This is a genomic window from Streptomyces sp. NPDC055815, assembly GCF_053616475.1.
Map to the genome: position 1 here is coordinate 1 of NZ_JBSHDU010000081.1, position 14,452 is coordinate 14,452.

Consider the following 14,452-nt stretch of genomic DNA (forward strand, 5'->3'; position numbering starts at 1 on the left):
CCCGTGCCCGGCTCCGGCTCCGGGCCGGGGGTCGGCGGGAGGGCGGGGGCCCGGCGGCGGCCGCGGGGCGCGCCGAGCGGGCGGGCGGGGGTGGCGGAGGTCTGGCCGGCGGCGGTCGATGGTGCGGGCACGGGCGGGCTCCCTGCGACGGTGGGCTGGACCTGTGGCAACGAGGAGCGGAACGTTCCGGTCACTCTCGGCGACGTCCGTTTGGCCCCCGTACGGACGCCTGTAGGGCACATCCGGCATTGCCAGATCCCGAGCCCCTCGTGCATGCTCCCTGGAACGCCGCGCGCGAGCGGCGGGCACGCCGGGTGTGGCACGGCGGGCTCTGGGCAGGAGAGGAGTGTCGCCGTACCCTTGGGGGTATGGGCTTGGGAAGATGATTCCCGGACACAGCTCCGCCGCCACCCGTCGTTCGTCCCCTCCTTTCCCCGTCCCTTCCCACGAGGACCTTCTTCGCCGAGACACCGATGGCCGGTCACGAATTCCCCGAACCCGCGGACCGCAAGCGCGTCGCCGATTCCACGGTCGACCCCCTCGCGGTAGAACAGCCACGTCATGCCTGCGACCCGGCCTTCCGGCACGGGGTCGTCGTCGGCTTCGACGGCTCGACGTCCAGTGAGCGCGCCCTCGCGTACGCCATCGGCATGGCCCGCCGATCCGGATCGGGCCTGATCATCGTGCACGTGGCCAACCGGCTGCCCACCACGGTGTGGGCCGGCTGCGAGCCGCCCGTCTTCGTCGACGTCCCGGACCACCGCACCGAGGTCCTCGGCCTTGAGCTGGCCTGCGCCGACCACCTCTCCGAGGTGCCGTGGATCCTGGTCGAGCGCGGCGGGGACATCTGCCACGAGCTGGAGGAGGTCGGCCGGGAGTACTCGGCCGACGCGATCGTGGTCGGCTCCACGCACGGGATCGTCGGCCGGATCTTCGGCTCGGTCGCCGGCCGTCTCGCGCGCCGCGCGCAGCGGCCCGTCATCGTCATCCCGTAGCCGCAGACGCCCCGTACGCCCCGACGGCCCGTCAGTCCGCTCCCTCAACTGCCGTCATCCGGCCATAAATTCGGCCTTCCTCAGGTGAATTGAGTGCTTGTGAAGGGTACATAAAGGTCACGGAACGCAGCAGCTCACGCAGGACAACTGCACACCTGAAGGGAGCCCGCCGTGAACAACGAAGTCGCCGCGGGAAACACCACCTCCACGCTCGGCCACCTGGCACTCGGACTGACCCTGCTGGCCTTCGGCCTGGGCGGAACCGGTGTCATCGACAACGTCGCGGCAGCGGATGCCGCGGGTCTCGCCACCTGGGTCGGCGGCGTGACGCTCTTCCTCGTCGGACTGCTCGCCCTGCGCGCGGGCGACAAGGGCGAAGGCACGGCGTACGCGGCGCTCGGCGCCTTCTGGTTCACCTGGGGCAGCGGAGCCGGCGGGCACGCCTCGGCCGACGCCATGGGGCTCTTCCTGCTCCTGTGGGCGCTCCTCGCGCTCACGCTGACCATGGCCGCCGCGGGCAGCGGACTGTTCGGACAGGGCGTGTACGGGCTGCTGTTCGTCGCGCTGCTGCTGCTCGGCATCGGCGCCCTCGCCGACAACGGCGGGCTCGGGAAGGCGGGCGGCTGGGTGGCCGCAGTCGCGGGTCTGGTCGCCTGGTACGGCGCCACGGCCGCGGTCGCCGGCTGGCCGACGGCCCTGCGTCGCGCGGCGGGCGGTGCCCCGGCCGCGGGCTGAGGTCCACCCGCTGCCCCGGCCGCGGGCTGAGGTCCACCCGTACGACAGGAAACACAGCGGTCCCCGTGCACGGGAGGTGTGTGCACGGGGACCGCTGCCGTGTCCGGCCGAGGCTCCGGGGGACAGGCCCGGAGGGGCGGGGCGCCGGGGGACAGGCCCGGCGGCCCCGCCTCGGCCGCGACGGCTGAGGGGGCCGGGTGGGCCTACTCGACGGTGACGGACTTCGCCAGGTTGCGCGGCTTGTCGATGTCACGGCCCATGGCGAGCGCCGTGTGGTAGGCGAGGAGCTGGAGCGGGATGCCCATGAGGATCGGGTCCAGCTCGTCCTCGTTCTTCGGGACGACGATGGTGTGGTCGGCCTTGGCCTGCGGCTGGTGCGCGACCGCGAGGATGCGGCCGCTGCGGGCCTTGATCTCCTCCAGGGCGGCGCGGTTCTTCTCCAGCAGGTCGTCGTCGGGGACGATCGCGACGGTCGGCAGGGCCGGCTCGATGAGGGCGAGCGGGCCGTGCTTCAGCTCGGAGGCCGGGTACGCCTCGGCGTGGATGTAGGAGATCTCCTTCAGCTTGAGGGAGGCCTCCAGGGCGACGGGGTAGCCGCGCACACGGCCGATGAACATCATCGACTGGGCGCCGGCGTACTCCGCGGCGATCTCCTTGATCTGCTCCTCGGTCTTGAGGATCTCCTCGATCTGCGAGGGCAGCTTGCGCAGGCCCTCGATGATCCGCTTGCCGTCGGTGACGGACAGGTCGCGGATGCGGCCCAGGTGCAGGGCGAGCAGCGCGAAGGCGGTGACCGTGTTGGTGAAGCACTTGGTGGAGACGACGCAGACCTCGGGGCCGGCGTGCACGTACACGCCGCCGTCGGCCTCGCGGGCGATGGCGGAGCCGACGACGTTGACGACGCCGAGGACGCGGGCGCCCTTCCGCTTGAGCTCCTGGACGGCGGCGAGCACGTCGTAGGTCTCACCGGACTGGGAGACGGCGATGTAGAGGGTGTCGGGGTCCACGACCGGGTTGCGGTAGCGGAACTCCGAGGCCGGCTCGGCGTCGGCGGGGATGCGGGCCATGGACTCGATGAGCCCGGCGCCGATGAGGCCGGCGTGGTACGAGGTGCCGCAGCCGAGGATCTTGATGCGGCGGATGGTGCGGGCCTCGCGCGGGTCCAGGTTCAGGCCGCCCAGGTGCACGGTGGAGAAGCGGTCGTCGATCCGGCCGCGCAGCACGCGGTCGACCGCGTCGGGCTGCTCGGAGATCTCCTTGTGCATGAAGGTGTCGTGGCCGCCCATGTCGTAGGAGGCGGCCTCCCACTCGACGGTCTCGGGGGTGGCCGTGGTGGAGGCGCCCGAGGTCGTGTAGGTGCGGAAGTCGTCGGCCTTGAGGGTGGCCATCTCGCCGTCGTCGAGGGTGACGACCTGGCGGGTGTGGGCGATCAGGGCGGCGACGTCGGAGGCGACGAGCATCTCCTTCTCGCCGATGCCGAGGATGACCGGGGAGCCGTTGCGGGCGACCACGATGCGGTCGTTGAAGTCGGCGTGCATCACGGCGATGCCGTAGGTGCCCTCGATGACCTTGAGCGCCTCGCGGACCTTCTCCTCGAGGGTCTCGGCCTGGGAGCGGGCGATGAGGTGGGTGATGACCTCGGTGTCCGTCTCGGAGGCGAAGACGACGCCGTCGGCCTCCAGCTTGGCGCGGAGCTCCTGGGCGTTGTCCACGATGCCGTTGTGGACGACCGCGACCTTGTTCTCCGGGTCGAGGTGCGGGTGCGAGTTGATGTCGCTCGGGGCGCCGTGGGTGGCCCAGCGGGTGTGCGCGATGCCGGTGGTGCCGGTGAAGCGCTTGGGGACCTTGGCCTCCAGGTCACGGACACGGCCCTTGGCCTTCACCATCTTCAGGCCGGAGGCCTTCGGGCTGGTGACGACCATGCCGGCCGAGTCGTAACCCCGGTACTCGAGGCGCGCGAGGCCTTCGAGCAGCAGCGGGGCGACGTCGCGCTTACCGATGTAACCGACAATTCCGCACATAAAGGTGAAACCCCTCCAGGTAAGTGACAGGTGCTGCTCAGCCGTAGACGATCCGGCGCAGCTGCCGGAGCGAGAGCTCCGGTGGCGCCACCGCCCGGTGCGGCAGCTCCGCCGCGATCCGTTCGAAGATCTCGGCGTTCACGGCGCCGCCGGACTGCAGTTCGCGGTGACGGCGGCGGACGAACTCCTCGGTCGTCTCGTCGAAGTACGCCAGCACGTCGAGCACCACCCGGGCGGCCTCACCGCGCTGGAGCGCGGTGCTGCGGACCAGGTGGTCGATGAGGTCGTCGTGCGACGGGCGGCGTTCGAGCACCCGTGAATACTGAGGGGTCACCCCTGCCTTCCGCAAGAATCCTGCCCGAATTCGGGCAAGCGTGCCCTGGTCCGCGCGGAGAACCGGCCCCTTGGTCCAGACCTTGACCCGGAGTGGGCGTCGCGGTACGCATGGTGGCCAGCGGGATATAGAGAACGACGGACGTGTAGATCTCACCCGAAGGGGAGCCCGCCTGTGAGACAGCGCCTGACGATTCCGCGCCTGATCGGATCCCTGCTCCTGTTCGCCACCGCCGGCGTCGGCTGCGGCGAGGCCGCCGCCGACAGCGAGAGCGCCGACGGCAAGGCCCCCGGCAGCGCCGCCACCGAGCCCGAGGTGCGCCCGCTCGGCCGGATCGTGCCCGTACCAGCCTCCGTCACCCCCGAGGGCGAGCCCTACACCCTCACCACCACCACCCGCATCGGCATCGACAAGACCTCCGGCGACTCCCAGGCCATCGGCCGCTACCTCGCCGGACTCCTCCGCCCCGCCACCGGCTTCCCCCTGCCCGTCGTCGACGACCGCGCCGCGGGCCGCGGCATCCGGCTCCGCCTCGACCCCGACGAGACCGCCCTCGGCGACGAGGGCTACCGGCTGCGCTCCGCACCCGAGGGCCTCACCCTCACCGCCCGCGAACCCGCGGGCCTCTTCCGCGGCGTCCAGACCCTCCGCCAGCAGCTGCCCTCCGCCGTCGAACGCAAGAGCGTCCAGCCCGGCCCCTGGAAGATCGCCGGCGGCACCGTCACCGACACCCCGCGCTACGCCTACCGGGGCGCCATGCTCGACGTCGCCCGCCACTTCTTCACCGTCGACGAGGTCAAGCGGTACATCGACCAGCTCGCCCTCTACAAGGTGAACACCCTCCACCTGCACCTCACCGACGACCAGGGCTGGCGCATCGCCGTCGACTCCCGGCCCCTGCTCACCACCCACGGCGGCTCCACCGAGGTCGGCGGCGGCCCCGGCGGCTTCTACACCAAGGCCCAGTACCGCGAGATCGTCGAGTACGCCGCCTCCCGCTACCAGGAGGTCGTCCCCGAGATCGACATGCCGGGCCACACGAACGCCGCGCTCGCCTCGTACGCCGACCTGACCTGCGACGGCGTGGCCCCTCCCCTCTACACGGGCACCAAGGTCGGCTTCAGCTCGCTCTGCGTGCCCAAGCCCGTCACGTACGACTTCGTGGACGACGTGATCCGCGAGATCGCCGCCCTCACCCCCGGCCGCTACCTCCACATTGGCGGCGACGAGGCCCACTCGACCAGCCACGAGGACTACGTGGCCTTCATGGACAAGGTCCAGCCGATCGTCGCCAAGTACGGCAAGACCGTCGTCGGCTGGCACCAGCTGACCGGCGCGACCCCGGCGAAGGGAGCCCTCGTCCAGTACTGGGGCCTGGACCGCACCCCCGAGGCGGAGAAGGAGCGGGTGGCCGCCGCCGCCAGGAACGGCACGGGCCTGATCCTCTCGCCCGCCGACCGCACGTACCTGGACATGAAGTACACCAAGGACACCCCCCTCGGCCTGGCCTGGGCGGGCTACGTGGAGGTCCGCCGCTCCTACGACTGGAACCCGGCGACCTACCTGGCGGGCGCCCCGGAAACCGCGATCCGCGGCGTCGAGGCCCCCCTGTGGACGGAAACCCTCACCTCCACCGGAGACCTCGACGTCATGGCCTTCCCCCGCCTCCCGGGCGTCGCGGAACTGGGCTGGTCCCCGGCCTCCACCCACGACTGGGAGTCGTACAGGACGAGGCTCGCGGAACAGGCCCCCCGCTTCGACGCCCTCGGCATCCCGTACTACCGCTCCCCGCAGGTGCCGTGGCCGGGGGAATAGCCGGTACGTAGTCGCAGAACGCCCGGCCGGGGAGACCTGGCCGGGCGTTTCGCGTGAGTGCGGCCGGTCAGACGGTGCCGTCCTTGACGCCGGCCACGAAGGCGACGAACGCGGCGGTGGGGACAGTGAGAACAGGGCCGTCGGGACGCTTGGAGTCGCGGACGGGGACGGTGTCGTGGGAGGTGACGAGGTTGGTGGCGACCTCGACGCACTGGCCGCCATTGTCGCTGTAGGAGGACGTGAACCAGTGGGGGGATTCGGTCGTCACGAGATGCCCTTTCGTACCTGGTTGATCATGGCCACGGATTCCCTCTGGGACGGGGCTTCGGCCTGCAGCTGATGGTAGGCCGTCAGCATGGGCAACACCGAGGTGGTTTCCCGTTCGAGATGCCCCCGCTGGGCGGACTCGGCGTAGGACATCAGCGAACGATCCGGCAGCGTCAGCACGGTTATGGGCAGGTTGAACGGCCTCCGTGCTCCCATCGTGAAGGGGGCGACCTGGAGCACGGTGTTCGGCAGCTCGGCGAACTCGATCAGTCGCGCCAACTGGGCGTCCATGACATCGGGTTCCCCGATGGGGCGACGGACGCAGCTCTCGTCGAGCACGACGAAGACCTGCGGTGGGGGAGTGCGGGCAAGGGCCGCTTGCCGTTCCGAGATGAGGGCGAGGCGCTCGCTCGCCTGGTCCGGCGTGGCCGCCCCTCGTCTGACGGCGTTCTCGGCGAGTACGGACGCGTACTCCGCCGTCTGGAGCAGACCATGGATGATGCCCACCTCGTACAACCGGATCTCCGCCGCGCGACCCTCGTAGCCGACGTACTCAGGGAAGCCCTCCAGCAGGCTGCCGTTTCGGATCTCGCGCCACTGCTTCTCGAAGGTGTCGGTCGTTTCGCCCGTACCGAAGGCGCTGTCCACACTGCGCGCAAAGCGAAGAGTCGGCATCTTGCGGCCAGTTTCCACGGCGGAGACATGGGTGCCGGAATAGCCCATGTGGGCGCCCAGTTCCTCCTGGTTCCATCCCCGGGCTTCCCGTGCCTTGCGTAACCGTGCCCCGAACGCTGCTTGCGGGCTGCTCTCCGGGTTCAGCTCCTTGAGGTTGACCAAGCCGCCACCAACTTTCCGTGCTGTGCTGGCAAGTTGAACGACTCCTGACTGTAGGCCGCTCTGAGGCACCCCGGTAGCGAAACGGCTACGGAGAGGAGTCAAGGTGCCCGCTCAGAGCGTTCCCCCGACCCCCCATCAACCCCCACCCGCCGCCGGCGACTTCGTGGTCGACACCGGCGGTGGCCTGACCCGACTCGGCAGGGTCTCGCGCACCCAGGCCGGGAGCGTCTACCTGCACCCACCGGGCGGCGGGGCCGAGTGGGTCGCGGCGCCCGACAACCTGCGCGCACCGACCGAGGACGAGTGGTCGAGGATCCGTGTCCTCACCACCCCCGTGCCGAAACTCGTCCTCTCCGCCGACCACGAGCTCCGCCCCCGGCCCGAGCCGGTCCCCGGCTGCACGCCGTGTGCGCAGCTGGCGCAGAGGTTCGACCTCTGCATGGGCACGGGCCCGCAGCACGACGAATCCGCCGCCGTGGACTGCGTGGTGGAGATCCGCAACCACCCGCACGACCCGCCGAAGATGCGCACGGTGACGCCCTGACCTGCGAACAACTCCGCACGCCCCCACGCGGGCGATGCCCCACGACTCCGCCCCCTCGTTAACGGGGAGCGGTCATGTCCCGCCCCCGGTGATGTCCGGCAAGACCGTCCGGGGGCGGGACCCAGTCCCTTCGAAGAGAGACAGGAGATCCACAGTAATGAGCGATCTGTACTAGCGGGAGGTGTCCGGCGAGTTCGCCGCGCTCTGCGGGGGCGGAACGGACAACGACGGAAACATGGAGAGCTGCATCAGCCTCGCCGAGCTGCGCGGGGGCGGGTACGCGCTCGGTGACACGAAGCCCGAGGGGGCCGGCCGGGAGCTGCGGATGAGCGCGGAGGAGATCACCGCCTTCGCGCGCGGCTGGATCGCCAAGGTCGACGCGGCCGGCTGACCCGAGACGGGGCCCCGCCACACGCGCGGGGCCCGTTCGCTCTCCTCACCCACCCCGAAGGAGTCAGCATGACGCTGGCCGATCTCGTGGACGATGTCCCGGAGATCCTCAAGAACTGGCCCGACCGGCCGATGCTCTTCCACCGTGATCCCGCCACCCTGGCCCGCCTGTGGTCCCTCGACGAGGTCGAGGAACTGGTGGACGCCGAGTGCCTCCCCGCCCGGAACGTCGTCCTCCTCAAGGACGGGAAGGTCCTGGAGCGGTACACGTGCATCGAAGGCGAGATGCCCCGCCCCGGTGCGATCCGCGCCCACCTCGAAGGCGGGGGCACGGTCTCGGTCCGGCAGCTTCAGACGGTCAAGCCGTCCCTGAGCGTGCTGCGACGCGAGATCCAGGACGAGACGGGCTGCCTGGTGCACGTGAACGCGTACCTGACGCCGCCGGGAGCACAGGGGCTCAAGTACCACGCCCGTACGTGACGCTGATCGTCCAGCTCTCCGGGCGGAAGGCCTGGCCGCTGCAACCGCCCTTCGTCGAGCACCCGATGACGGAACACGGGAACTTCCTGGAACGGGGATTCACCCCGGACGAGCGGCACTACCTCGCCCACACCGCTCCCGCCCGGACGTTCACGCTCGAACCCGGCGACGTCTTCTGGCTGCCGCGCGGCTACGTCCACTCGCCGCACACCGTCGGGGACCAGCCCTCACTGCATCTGACGTTCGCGCTCAAGGAGCGCACCTTCCACTGGCTCGCGTCCGAGATGACGCGCGAGGTCTTGTCCGTCGTATCCGGACTCGGCGATCAGGCGTGGCGAAGTGCCGGCCGACTACCCGCCGATCGAGATCAAGGACTGGCTGCGCCGCCCCGCCGGCCAGGTCGTGGCCACGTACACCGCCGTGGAAGCGGCGGTCTCCTGGATCGAGGGGGAGCTGACACAGAACCCTCCCGTGGACCAGGAGCACTTCCCGGTCTGGGACCGCCTGCAGCGAGTCCGGGAATCGCTGCGGCCGGCGGCAGGGTGCGATGTGGTCCAGGGGTACTACTCCAAGGCCCAGCAGTACGTGTCCCGCGCGCTCATCACGTGTCCGCGTGGGGTGGGGGAGCACTGCCCCTACGGCGTCACGGGACGCGAGCCGACGGCTCGTCAGCAGAGGGCCTAGATGCAGCGCGGGGCCGTGCCGCGTGCCTCCCGGCCAGGCTCGCACCCGGCTGAGCGCGGGCGGATGTGAGCCCCGTCGGAGGACCGTACTCCGGCGGGGCTCACATCGGTTCGGGGAAGGTCAGGCGAAGCGGGCGATCGGGTTTGTCAGGTCGCCGACCAGCTGGAGGGCCGCCGACGGGTCCGCCAGGTCGACCATCTGCTTGTTGTTGCGGAGCTGGAGGCGGTTCAGGGCCGACAGCGCGAAGGTCTCCTCGAACAGGTCGTACTGCGTGAAGCGGTCCGACAGGGCCGGGTTCGCGCGCTGGTAGTCCTTCACGCACGCCGCCACCGTGCGCCAGAAGTCGTCCTCGGCCAGCACGCCCTCCGCCGCCAGGGTCGCCCCCAGGAAGCGGAAGAAGCAGTCGAAGACGTCCGTGAAGACCGAGAGGAGCTTCATGTCCTCCGGGACCTCGGCGCGGATGCGCTCCACCGCCGGCGGGAGGACCGCCGTCGGGTCCATCACGCAGATCTCCTCGGCGATGTCCTTGAAGATCGCCCGGGCCACCGCGCCCCGCTCGTCCAGGACGAGGATCACGTTCTCGCCGTGCGGCATGTAGACCAGGTCGTACGCGTAGAAGCAGTGCAGGATCGGCAGGAGGTAGGCGTCCAGGTACCGGCGGAGCCAGGCCGTCGGCTCCTCGCCCGACTCCTTGATCAGCGCGCCCGCGAACGACGCGCCCGCGCGGTCCACATGGAGGAGGGAGGCCATCGTCGCCAGGCGCTCGCCCTCGGCCAGGGTCGGCACCGGGGACTCGCGCCAGAGCGCCGCCAGCATCTTGCGGTAGGGCGAGTAGCGGTCGGTGGCGGCCTCGTACTCCAGGTGCCGGTAGCCGATCGCCGCCCGCTCGCGGATGATCGAGAACCGGGCCGACCGAAGGACCGGATCCGACGCGATCAGGCCGTGCAGCCAGTCGTTGATCGCCGGGGTCGCCTCCATGTACGCCGCCGAAAGACCGCGCATGAAGCCCATGTTGAGGACCGAGAGGGCCGTCTTCACATAGTGCTTCGTCGGGTCCGAGCTGTTGAAGAACGTACGGATCGACTGCTGCGCCAGGTACGCCTCGTCGCCCTCGCCCAGGTACACCAGGCGCTGCTGCGCGACCTCGGCCGCAAAGGTGACGGACAGCTTGTTCCACCACTGCCAGGGGTGGGCCGGCATCAGGAGGTAGTCGGCGAGGTCGAGGCCCTGGGCGGCCAGGGTCGCCGCGAAGGCGTCCACCGCCGCGTCGCCCAGCTCGGCGCGGATGAAGGTCTCGTACGCGATGTCCGCGCCCGCCGTGAACGTGGTCCGGTCGCGGTGCGCGGCCAGCCAGATCAGGTGGATCTCGCTCGCCGCCTCGGGGGCGTACGCGCGGTACTCGTCGACTCCGAAGCCCAGCCGTCCGTTGTTCGCGACGAAGCAGGGGTGGCCCTCGGTCATCCCCGTCTCGATCGCCTGGAAGTCCGCGCGGGCCAGCTCGGCGGAGGTCACGGCCGGCTTGGTCGCCTTGTACGCCGTACCGGCCAGGGTGGAGGAGATCTCCTCCAGGTACACGGGGAGGATCTCGTCGCTCAGGCCCAGGGAGCCGCGCAGCTCGGTGATGAACTGGAGTGCGTCCAGGGGGAGTTGTTCCTCGCCGCGGTGGCGGCTGATCGAGTCGGGGTAGACCTGCCAGTGGTCGAGCGCGAAGCGGTCGGCGGTGAAGCGGTACTCGGTGCCGCCGTCGTCGCTGAGGACCTGGTAGCGGCTCTCGCCCAGCTCCTTCGGGTTCAGCAGCCGCTCGTGGGCGAACTCGGCGAGTCCCTTGCGGATCAGGGCGCGGTTGGCGTCCGCCCAGCGCTCGGGCGTGAGGTGTGCGACGGGATTCATATGGAGGCTCCGACGGCGGTCTCGAACTGGGCGCGGGTGCAGAAGCTCAGCAGGGCCCTCTTCTCCGGCTTCTGGATCTCCCGCTCGGGCACGAAGCCGACGGCCTCGTTGAGCGCGTGCACCGCCTTGTTGCGGACATCGGGCTCGACGACCACGCGGGCCGTCGCCGGGTCGGCGAACAGCTCCGTCATCACGGCGGTGATCACCCGGCGGGTGAAGCCGTGCACGGGGGTGTCGCTCGGGGCGACCAGGAAGTGCATGCCCACGTCGCCGGGCCGCGGCTCGTACAGGCCGACCAGTTCCAGCTTCGACGGGTCGTACCGCTCCATCAGGAAGGCCGGCTCCCCGTCGACCAGGCCGATGAAGGCGTCGTGGTGCGGGTGGGCGGCGATCGCCATGTACTCGCGCTCGACGTCCTGGAGCTTCGCCTCCTGCATCATCCAGAAGGCGGCCTTCGGGTGCGTGACCCAGGGGTGGATCAGCTCCGCGTCCTCGACGGGGTCGAGGGGGCGGATCTCGACGGTCTGGGTGGTCATACGGAAAACTCCTGGAACGCGATGGTCTTCTCTACGGGGTAGTACTCGGAACCCAGCATCTCCCCGATGATGTACGCGTTGCGGTACGGGCCCATGCCCAGGTCCGGGGACGTGATCGAGTGCGTGTGCACGCCGGCGTTCTGCAGGAAGATCCCGCGGCCCGTGGTGTCGATCGCGTAGTTGCGGCCCACGTCGAAGCGGCCCTGGCCGTCGAAGCGGAGACGGTCCTCGATCGGCTCGAGGAAGGCCGGGACGGCGTACTTGTAGCCGGTGGCGAGGATCAGGCCCTCGGTCTCGATCTCGAAGTCCTTCTCCTGCTCCTCCTGGCGGAAGCCGAGCGTGTACGTGCCCGTCGTCTCCTCGTACGCGGCCGAGTGCAGGGACGCGTTGGTCAGGAGCCGCGTGGGGACCGGGCCGCCCAGGTTCTTCTGGTAGAGCAGGTCGAAGATGGCGTCGATCAGCCCGCCGTCGATGCCCTTGAACAGGCCCTTCTGCTCGGTCTCCAGGCGGTACCGGGTGCGCTCGGGCAGCGCGTGGAAGTAGTCCACGTACTCCGGGGAGGTCATCTCCAGGGTGAGCTTGGTGTATTCGAGGGGGAAGAAGCGGGGGGAGCGGGTCACCCAGTTCAGCCGGTAGCCGTGGGTGTCGATCTCGCTCAGGAGGTCGTAGTAGATCTCCGCCGCGCTCTGGCCGCTGCCGACCAGGGTGATCGACTTCTTCTTCTGGAGCTCCTCCTTGTTCGGGAGGTAGCGCGAGTTGTGGATCAGGTCGCCGCCGAGGTCCCGGCAGGTCTCGGGGACGTACGGCGGGGTGCCCGTGCCGAGGACGATACGGCGCGAGCGGAACGTTTCACCGCCGGCCGTGGTGATCACGTAGAGCTCTGCGGACTCCTCGTACGCGACCGACGCCACCGTCGTCGAGAAGCGGATCGACGTGAGCTTCCCGGCCGCCCAGCGGCAGTAGTCGTTGTACTCGATCCGCAGCGGGTAGAAGTTCTCCCGGATGTAGAACGAGTAGAGGCGGCCCTTCTCCTTCAGGTAGTTGAGGAAGGAGTACGGCGAGGTCGGGTCCGCGAGGGTGACCAGGTCCGACATGAACGGGGTCTGGAGGTGGGCGCCTTCGAGGAACATCCCCGAGTGCCACTCGAAGTCCGGCTTCGACTCCAGGAAGAGGCCGTTCAGTTCGGCGATCGGCTCGGTCAGGCAGGCGAGGCCCAGGTTGAACGGACCGAGCCCGATGCCGATGAAGTCGTACGTCTCGGTCGTCTCAGGCGTGGACAAGGTTCTCTCCCAGGTACTGCTCGGCGTGGCCGGCTATCAGATCGAGGACGGCGGCGATGTCGGCCGCGGTGGTCTCGGGGTTGAGCAAGGTGAACTTCAGGTACTGGCGGCCGTCGACCTTGGTGCCGGCGACGACGGCCTCGCCGGAGGCGAACAGGGCCTTGCGGGCGTGGAGGTTGGCCCGGTCGACGTCCTCGGGGGACGCGGCGGCCTCGGGGACGTAGCGGTAGACGAGGGTGGAGAGCTGCGGCTCGACCACGACGTCGTAGCGCGGGTCGGCGGCGAGCAGCGCGTGGCCCTCGCGGGCCAGGTCGCAGACCTCGTCGAAGAGCTCGCCGATGCCGTCGGCGCCCATCACGCGCAGGGTCATCCAGAGCTTGAGCGCGTCGAAGCGGCGGGTGGTCTGGAGGGATTTGTCGACCTGGTTGGGGATCTGCTCGGCGAGCGTCCGGAGCGGGTTGAGGTAGTCCGCGTGGTAGGTCGCGTGGCGGAGGGTGGCGCCGTCGCGGACCAGGACGGCGGAGGAGCTCACCGGCTGGAAGAAGGACTTGTGGTAGTCGACGGTGACGGAGTCGGCGTGCTCGATGCCGTCCAGGAGGTGGCGGCGGGTCCGGGAGGCGAGCAGTCCGCAGCCGTAGGCGGCGTCGACGTGCATCCAGGCGCCGTACTCGGCGGCGAGGGCGGCGATCTCGGGCAGCGGGTCGATGGAGCCGAAGTCGGTGGTGCCGGCGGTGGCGACGATCGCCATCGGGATCAGGCCCTCGGCGCGGCAGGCCTCCAGCTCGGCGGCGAGGACGACGGACTGCATCCGCTTGTTCGCGTCGACGGGGACGGCGATGACGGCGTCGCGGCCGAGGCCGAGCAGCTGGGCCGACTTCTGGACGCTGAAGTGGCTGCACTCGGAGGAGAAGATCCGCAGCTTCGACAGGTCGGTGCTGCCGGCCTCCTCGCGGGCGAGGAGCAGCGCCTGGAGGTTGGACTGGGTGCCGCCGCTGGTGAACACGCCGTCGGCGAGCGGGCCGAGGCCGATGCGGCCGGTGGTCCAGTCGATCAGTTTCCGCTCGATGAGGGTGCCGCCGGCGCTCTGGTCCCAGGTGTCGAGGGAGGAGTTGACGGCGGAGAGGACGGCCTCGCCGAGGACGGCGGGGATGACCACGGGGCAGTTGAGGTGCCCGAGGTAGCGGGGGTGGTGGAAGTAGACGGCGTCGCGGAGGTAGACGCTCTCCAGCTCGTCGAGGGCGGCGGAGGCGTCGCCGAGGGGCCGGTCGAGGTCGACGGCGTCGACGACGGGGGAGAGCTCGGCGGGGGTGATGCCGGTGAACGGTCCGCGTGCCGTGGCGAGTTTCCTCGCCACCCGCTCGACTCCTTCGGTGACGGAGCGTCGGTATGACTCCGCCGTCGTGTCGTTGAGCAGGTGGGAGCGCATGTGGGGGCCCTTCCGGGAGCGGACTCGGTCGGTCTTGGTGAGGTTAGCCTAACCTAACTAAGACGCACAACGGCCCCCCAACCCGTCAGGGATGGGGGGCCGTCGGCCCTGTGGGGGGCTTGAGGGGTCCCGTGGGGCGGCGAGCCCGGGGGCGTGGGGCGGCGAGCCCAGGGGGGGCGTGGGGCAAGCCCGGGAAGGTCCCGTGGGGTAGAGCCCAG

15 protein-coding genes and 1 pseudogene are annotated in these 14,452 nt (G+C 70.1%); 8 read left to right on the top strand and 8 right to left on the bottom strand.

All coding sequences use genetic code 11. The features are described 5' to 3' along the window. Window positions 1–473: 473 nt before the first annotated feature. Both ACWGN5_RS34385 and ACWGN5_RS34390 read left to right on the top strand, forming a co-directional pair. Window positions 474–995, top strand: a complete 522-nt coding sequence (locus ACWGN5_RS34385) for a universal stress protein (protein ID WP_123452601.1) — start codon at window positions 474–476, stop codon at window positions 993–995. 171 nt (window positions 996–1,166) lie between these two features. Further along, window positions 1,167–1,730: a GPR1/FUN34/YaaH family transporter gene (locus tag ACWGN5_RS34390; protein WP_392153710.1), complete on the top strand. Its 564-nt coding sequence runs from the start codon at window positions 1,167–1,169 to the stop codon at window positions 1,728–1,730. 203 nt (window positions 1,731–1,933) lie between these two features. Here the strand turns inward: ACWGN5_RS34390 and glmS are convergent, their stop codons facing one another. Together glmS and ACWGN5_RS34400 are read right to left on the bottom strand one after the other, a co-directional pair. Continuing rightward, window positions 1,934–3,751 carry a glutamine--fructose-6-phosphate transaminase (isomerizing) gene (gene glmS, locus ACWGN5_RS34395; protein ID WP_369144392.1) on the bottom strand — a complete coding sequence of 606 codons (1,818 nt, stop codon included), beginning with the start codon at window positions 3,749–3,751 and terminating at the stop codon, window positions 1,934–1,936. Window positions 3,752–3,788: 37 nt separating this feature from the next. Further along, window positions 3,789–4,064 carry a hypothetical protein gene (locus ACWGN5_RS34400; protein WP_030210307.1) on the bottom strand — a complete coding sequence of 92 codons (276 nt, stop codon included), beginning with the start codon at window positions 4,062–4,064 and terminating at the stop codon, window positions 3,789–3,791. A 195-nt stretch (window positions 4,065–4,259) separates the two neighbouring features. On the opposite strand from ACWGN5_RS34400, the gene ACWGN5_RS34405 reads away from it, so the two are divergent. Further along, window positions 4,260–5,900, top strand: coding sequence for a beta-N-acetylhexosaminidase (locus ACWGN5_RS34405; protein ID WP_453522336.1), 1,641 nt, complete (start codon window positions 4,260–4,262; stop codon window positions 5,898–5,900). A gap of 67 nt (window positions 5,901–5,967) precedes the next feature. On the opposite strand, the gene ACWGN5_RS34410 is transcribed toward ACWGN5_RS34405, so the two are convergent. Both ACWGN5_RS34410 and ACWGN5_RS34415 read right to left on the bottom strand, forming a co-directional pair. After that, window positions 5,968–6,168 (bottom strand): DUF397 domain-containing protein, encoded by a 201-nt coding sequence (locus ACWGN5_RS34410; RefSeq protein WP_453522337.1) that lies wholly within the window; start codon window positions 6,166–6,168, stop codon window positions 5,968–5,970. After that, window positions 6,165–7,004 (bottom strand): helix-turn-helix domain-containing protein, encoded by an 840-nt coding sequence (locus ACWGN5_RS34415; protein ID WP_453522338.1) that lies wholly within the window; start codon window positions 7,002–7,004, stop codon window positions 6,165–6,167. The genes ACWGN5_RS34410 and ACWGN5_RS34415 overlap by 4 nt, the downstream gene beginning before the upstream one ends. A gap of 103 nt (window positions 7,005–7,107) precedes the next feature. On the opposite strand from ACWGN5_RS34415, the gene ACWGN5_RS34420 reads away from it, so the two are divergent. From ACWGN5_RS34420 to ACWGN5_RS34440, 5 genes and pseudogenes are all read left to right on the top strand, one after another. Then, complete coding sequence (locus ACWGN5_RS34420) at window positions 7,108–7,548, top strand: hypothetical protein (protein ID WP_453522339.1); 441 nt, start codon at window positions 7,108–7,110, stop codon at window positions 7,546–7,548. 181 nt (window positions 7,549–7,729) lie between these two features. Next, the gene (locus ACWGN5_RS34425; protein WP_453522340.1) at window positions 7,730–7,939 is read left to right on the top strand and encodes a DUF397 domain-containing protein; all 210 of its coding nucleotides are present in this window, start codon (window positions 7,730–7,732) and stop codon (window positions 7,937–7,939) included. Window positions 7,940–8,007: 68 nt separating this feature from the next. After that, complete coding sequence (locus ACWGN5_RS34430; RefSeq protein ID WP_453522341.1) at window positions 8,008–8,418, top strand: hypothetical protein; 411 nt, start codon at window positions 8,008–8,010, stop codon at window positions 8,416–8,418. Further along, window positions 8,415–8,672 (top strand): annotated as a pseudogene (locus ACWGN5_RS34435) (JmjC domain-containing protein); the annotation flags it as partial. The gene ACWGN5_RS34430 and the pseudogene ACWGN5_RS34435, both read left to right, overlap by 4 nt. A gap of 85 nt (window positions 8,673–8,757) precedes the next feature. Further along, window positions 8,758–9,102: a hypothetical protein gene (locus tag ACWGN5_RS34440; RefSeq protein WP_453522363.1), complete on the top strand. Its 345-nt coding sequence runs from the start codon at window positions 8,758–8,760 to the stop codon at window positions 9,100–9,102. A 120-nt stretch (window positions 9,103–9,222) separates the two neighbouring features. Here the strand turns inward: ACWGN5_RS34440 and ACWGN5_RS34445 are convergent, their stop codons facing one another. Genes ACWGN5_RS34445 through ACWGN5_RS34460 form a run of 4 tightly spaced genes read right to left on the bottom strand, consistent with a single transcriptional unit; the run spans window position 9,223 to window position 14,234 of the window. Next, window positions 9,223–10,992: an IucA/IucC family protein gene (locus tag ACWGN5_RS34445; protein ID WP_453522342.1), complete on the bottom strand. Its 1,770-nt coding sequence runs from the start codon at window positions 10,990–10,992 to the stop codon at window positions 9,223–9,225. After that, complete coding sequence (locus ACWGN5_RS34450; RefSeq protein ID WP_453522343.1) at window positions 10,989–11,528, bottom strand: GNAT family N-acetyltransferase; 540 nt, start codon at window positions 11,526–11,528, stop codon at window positions 10,989–10,991. The genes ACWGN5_RS34445 and ACWGN5_RS34450 overlap by 4 nt, the downstream gene beginning before the upstream one ends. Then, window positions 11,525–12,808, bottom strand: a complete 1,284-nt coding sequence (locus ACWGN5_RS34455; protein WP_453522344.1) for a lysine N(6)-hydroxylase/L-ornithine N(5)-oxygenase family protein — start codon at window positions 12,806–12,808, stop codon at window positions 11,525–11,527. Before ACWGN5_RS34455 ends, ACWGN5_RS34450 begins: the two co-directional genes overlap by 4 nt. After that, entirely contained in the window at window positions 12,795–14,234 is a 1,440-nt protein-coding gene (locus ACWGN5_RS34460; RefSeq protein ID WP_453522345.1) for a pyridoxal phosphate-dependent decarboxylase family protein, read from the bottom strand. The genes ACWGN5_RS34455 and ACWGN5_RS34460 overlap by 14 nt, the downstream gene beginning before the upstream one ends. Window positions 14,235–14,452: the final 218 nt, after the last annotated feature.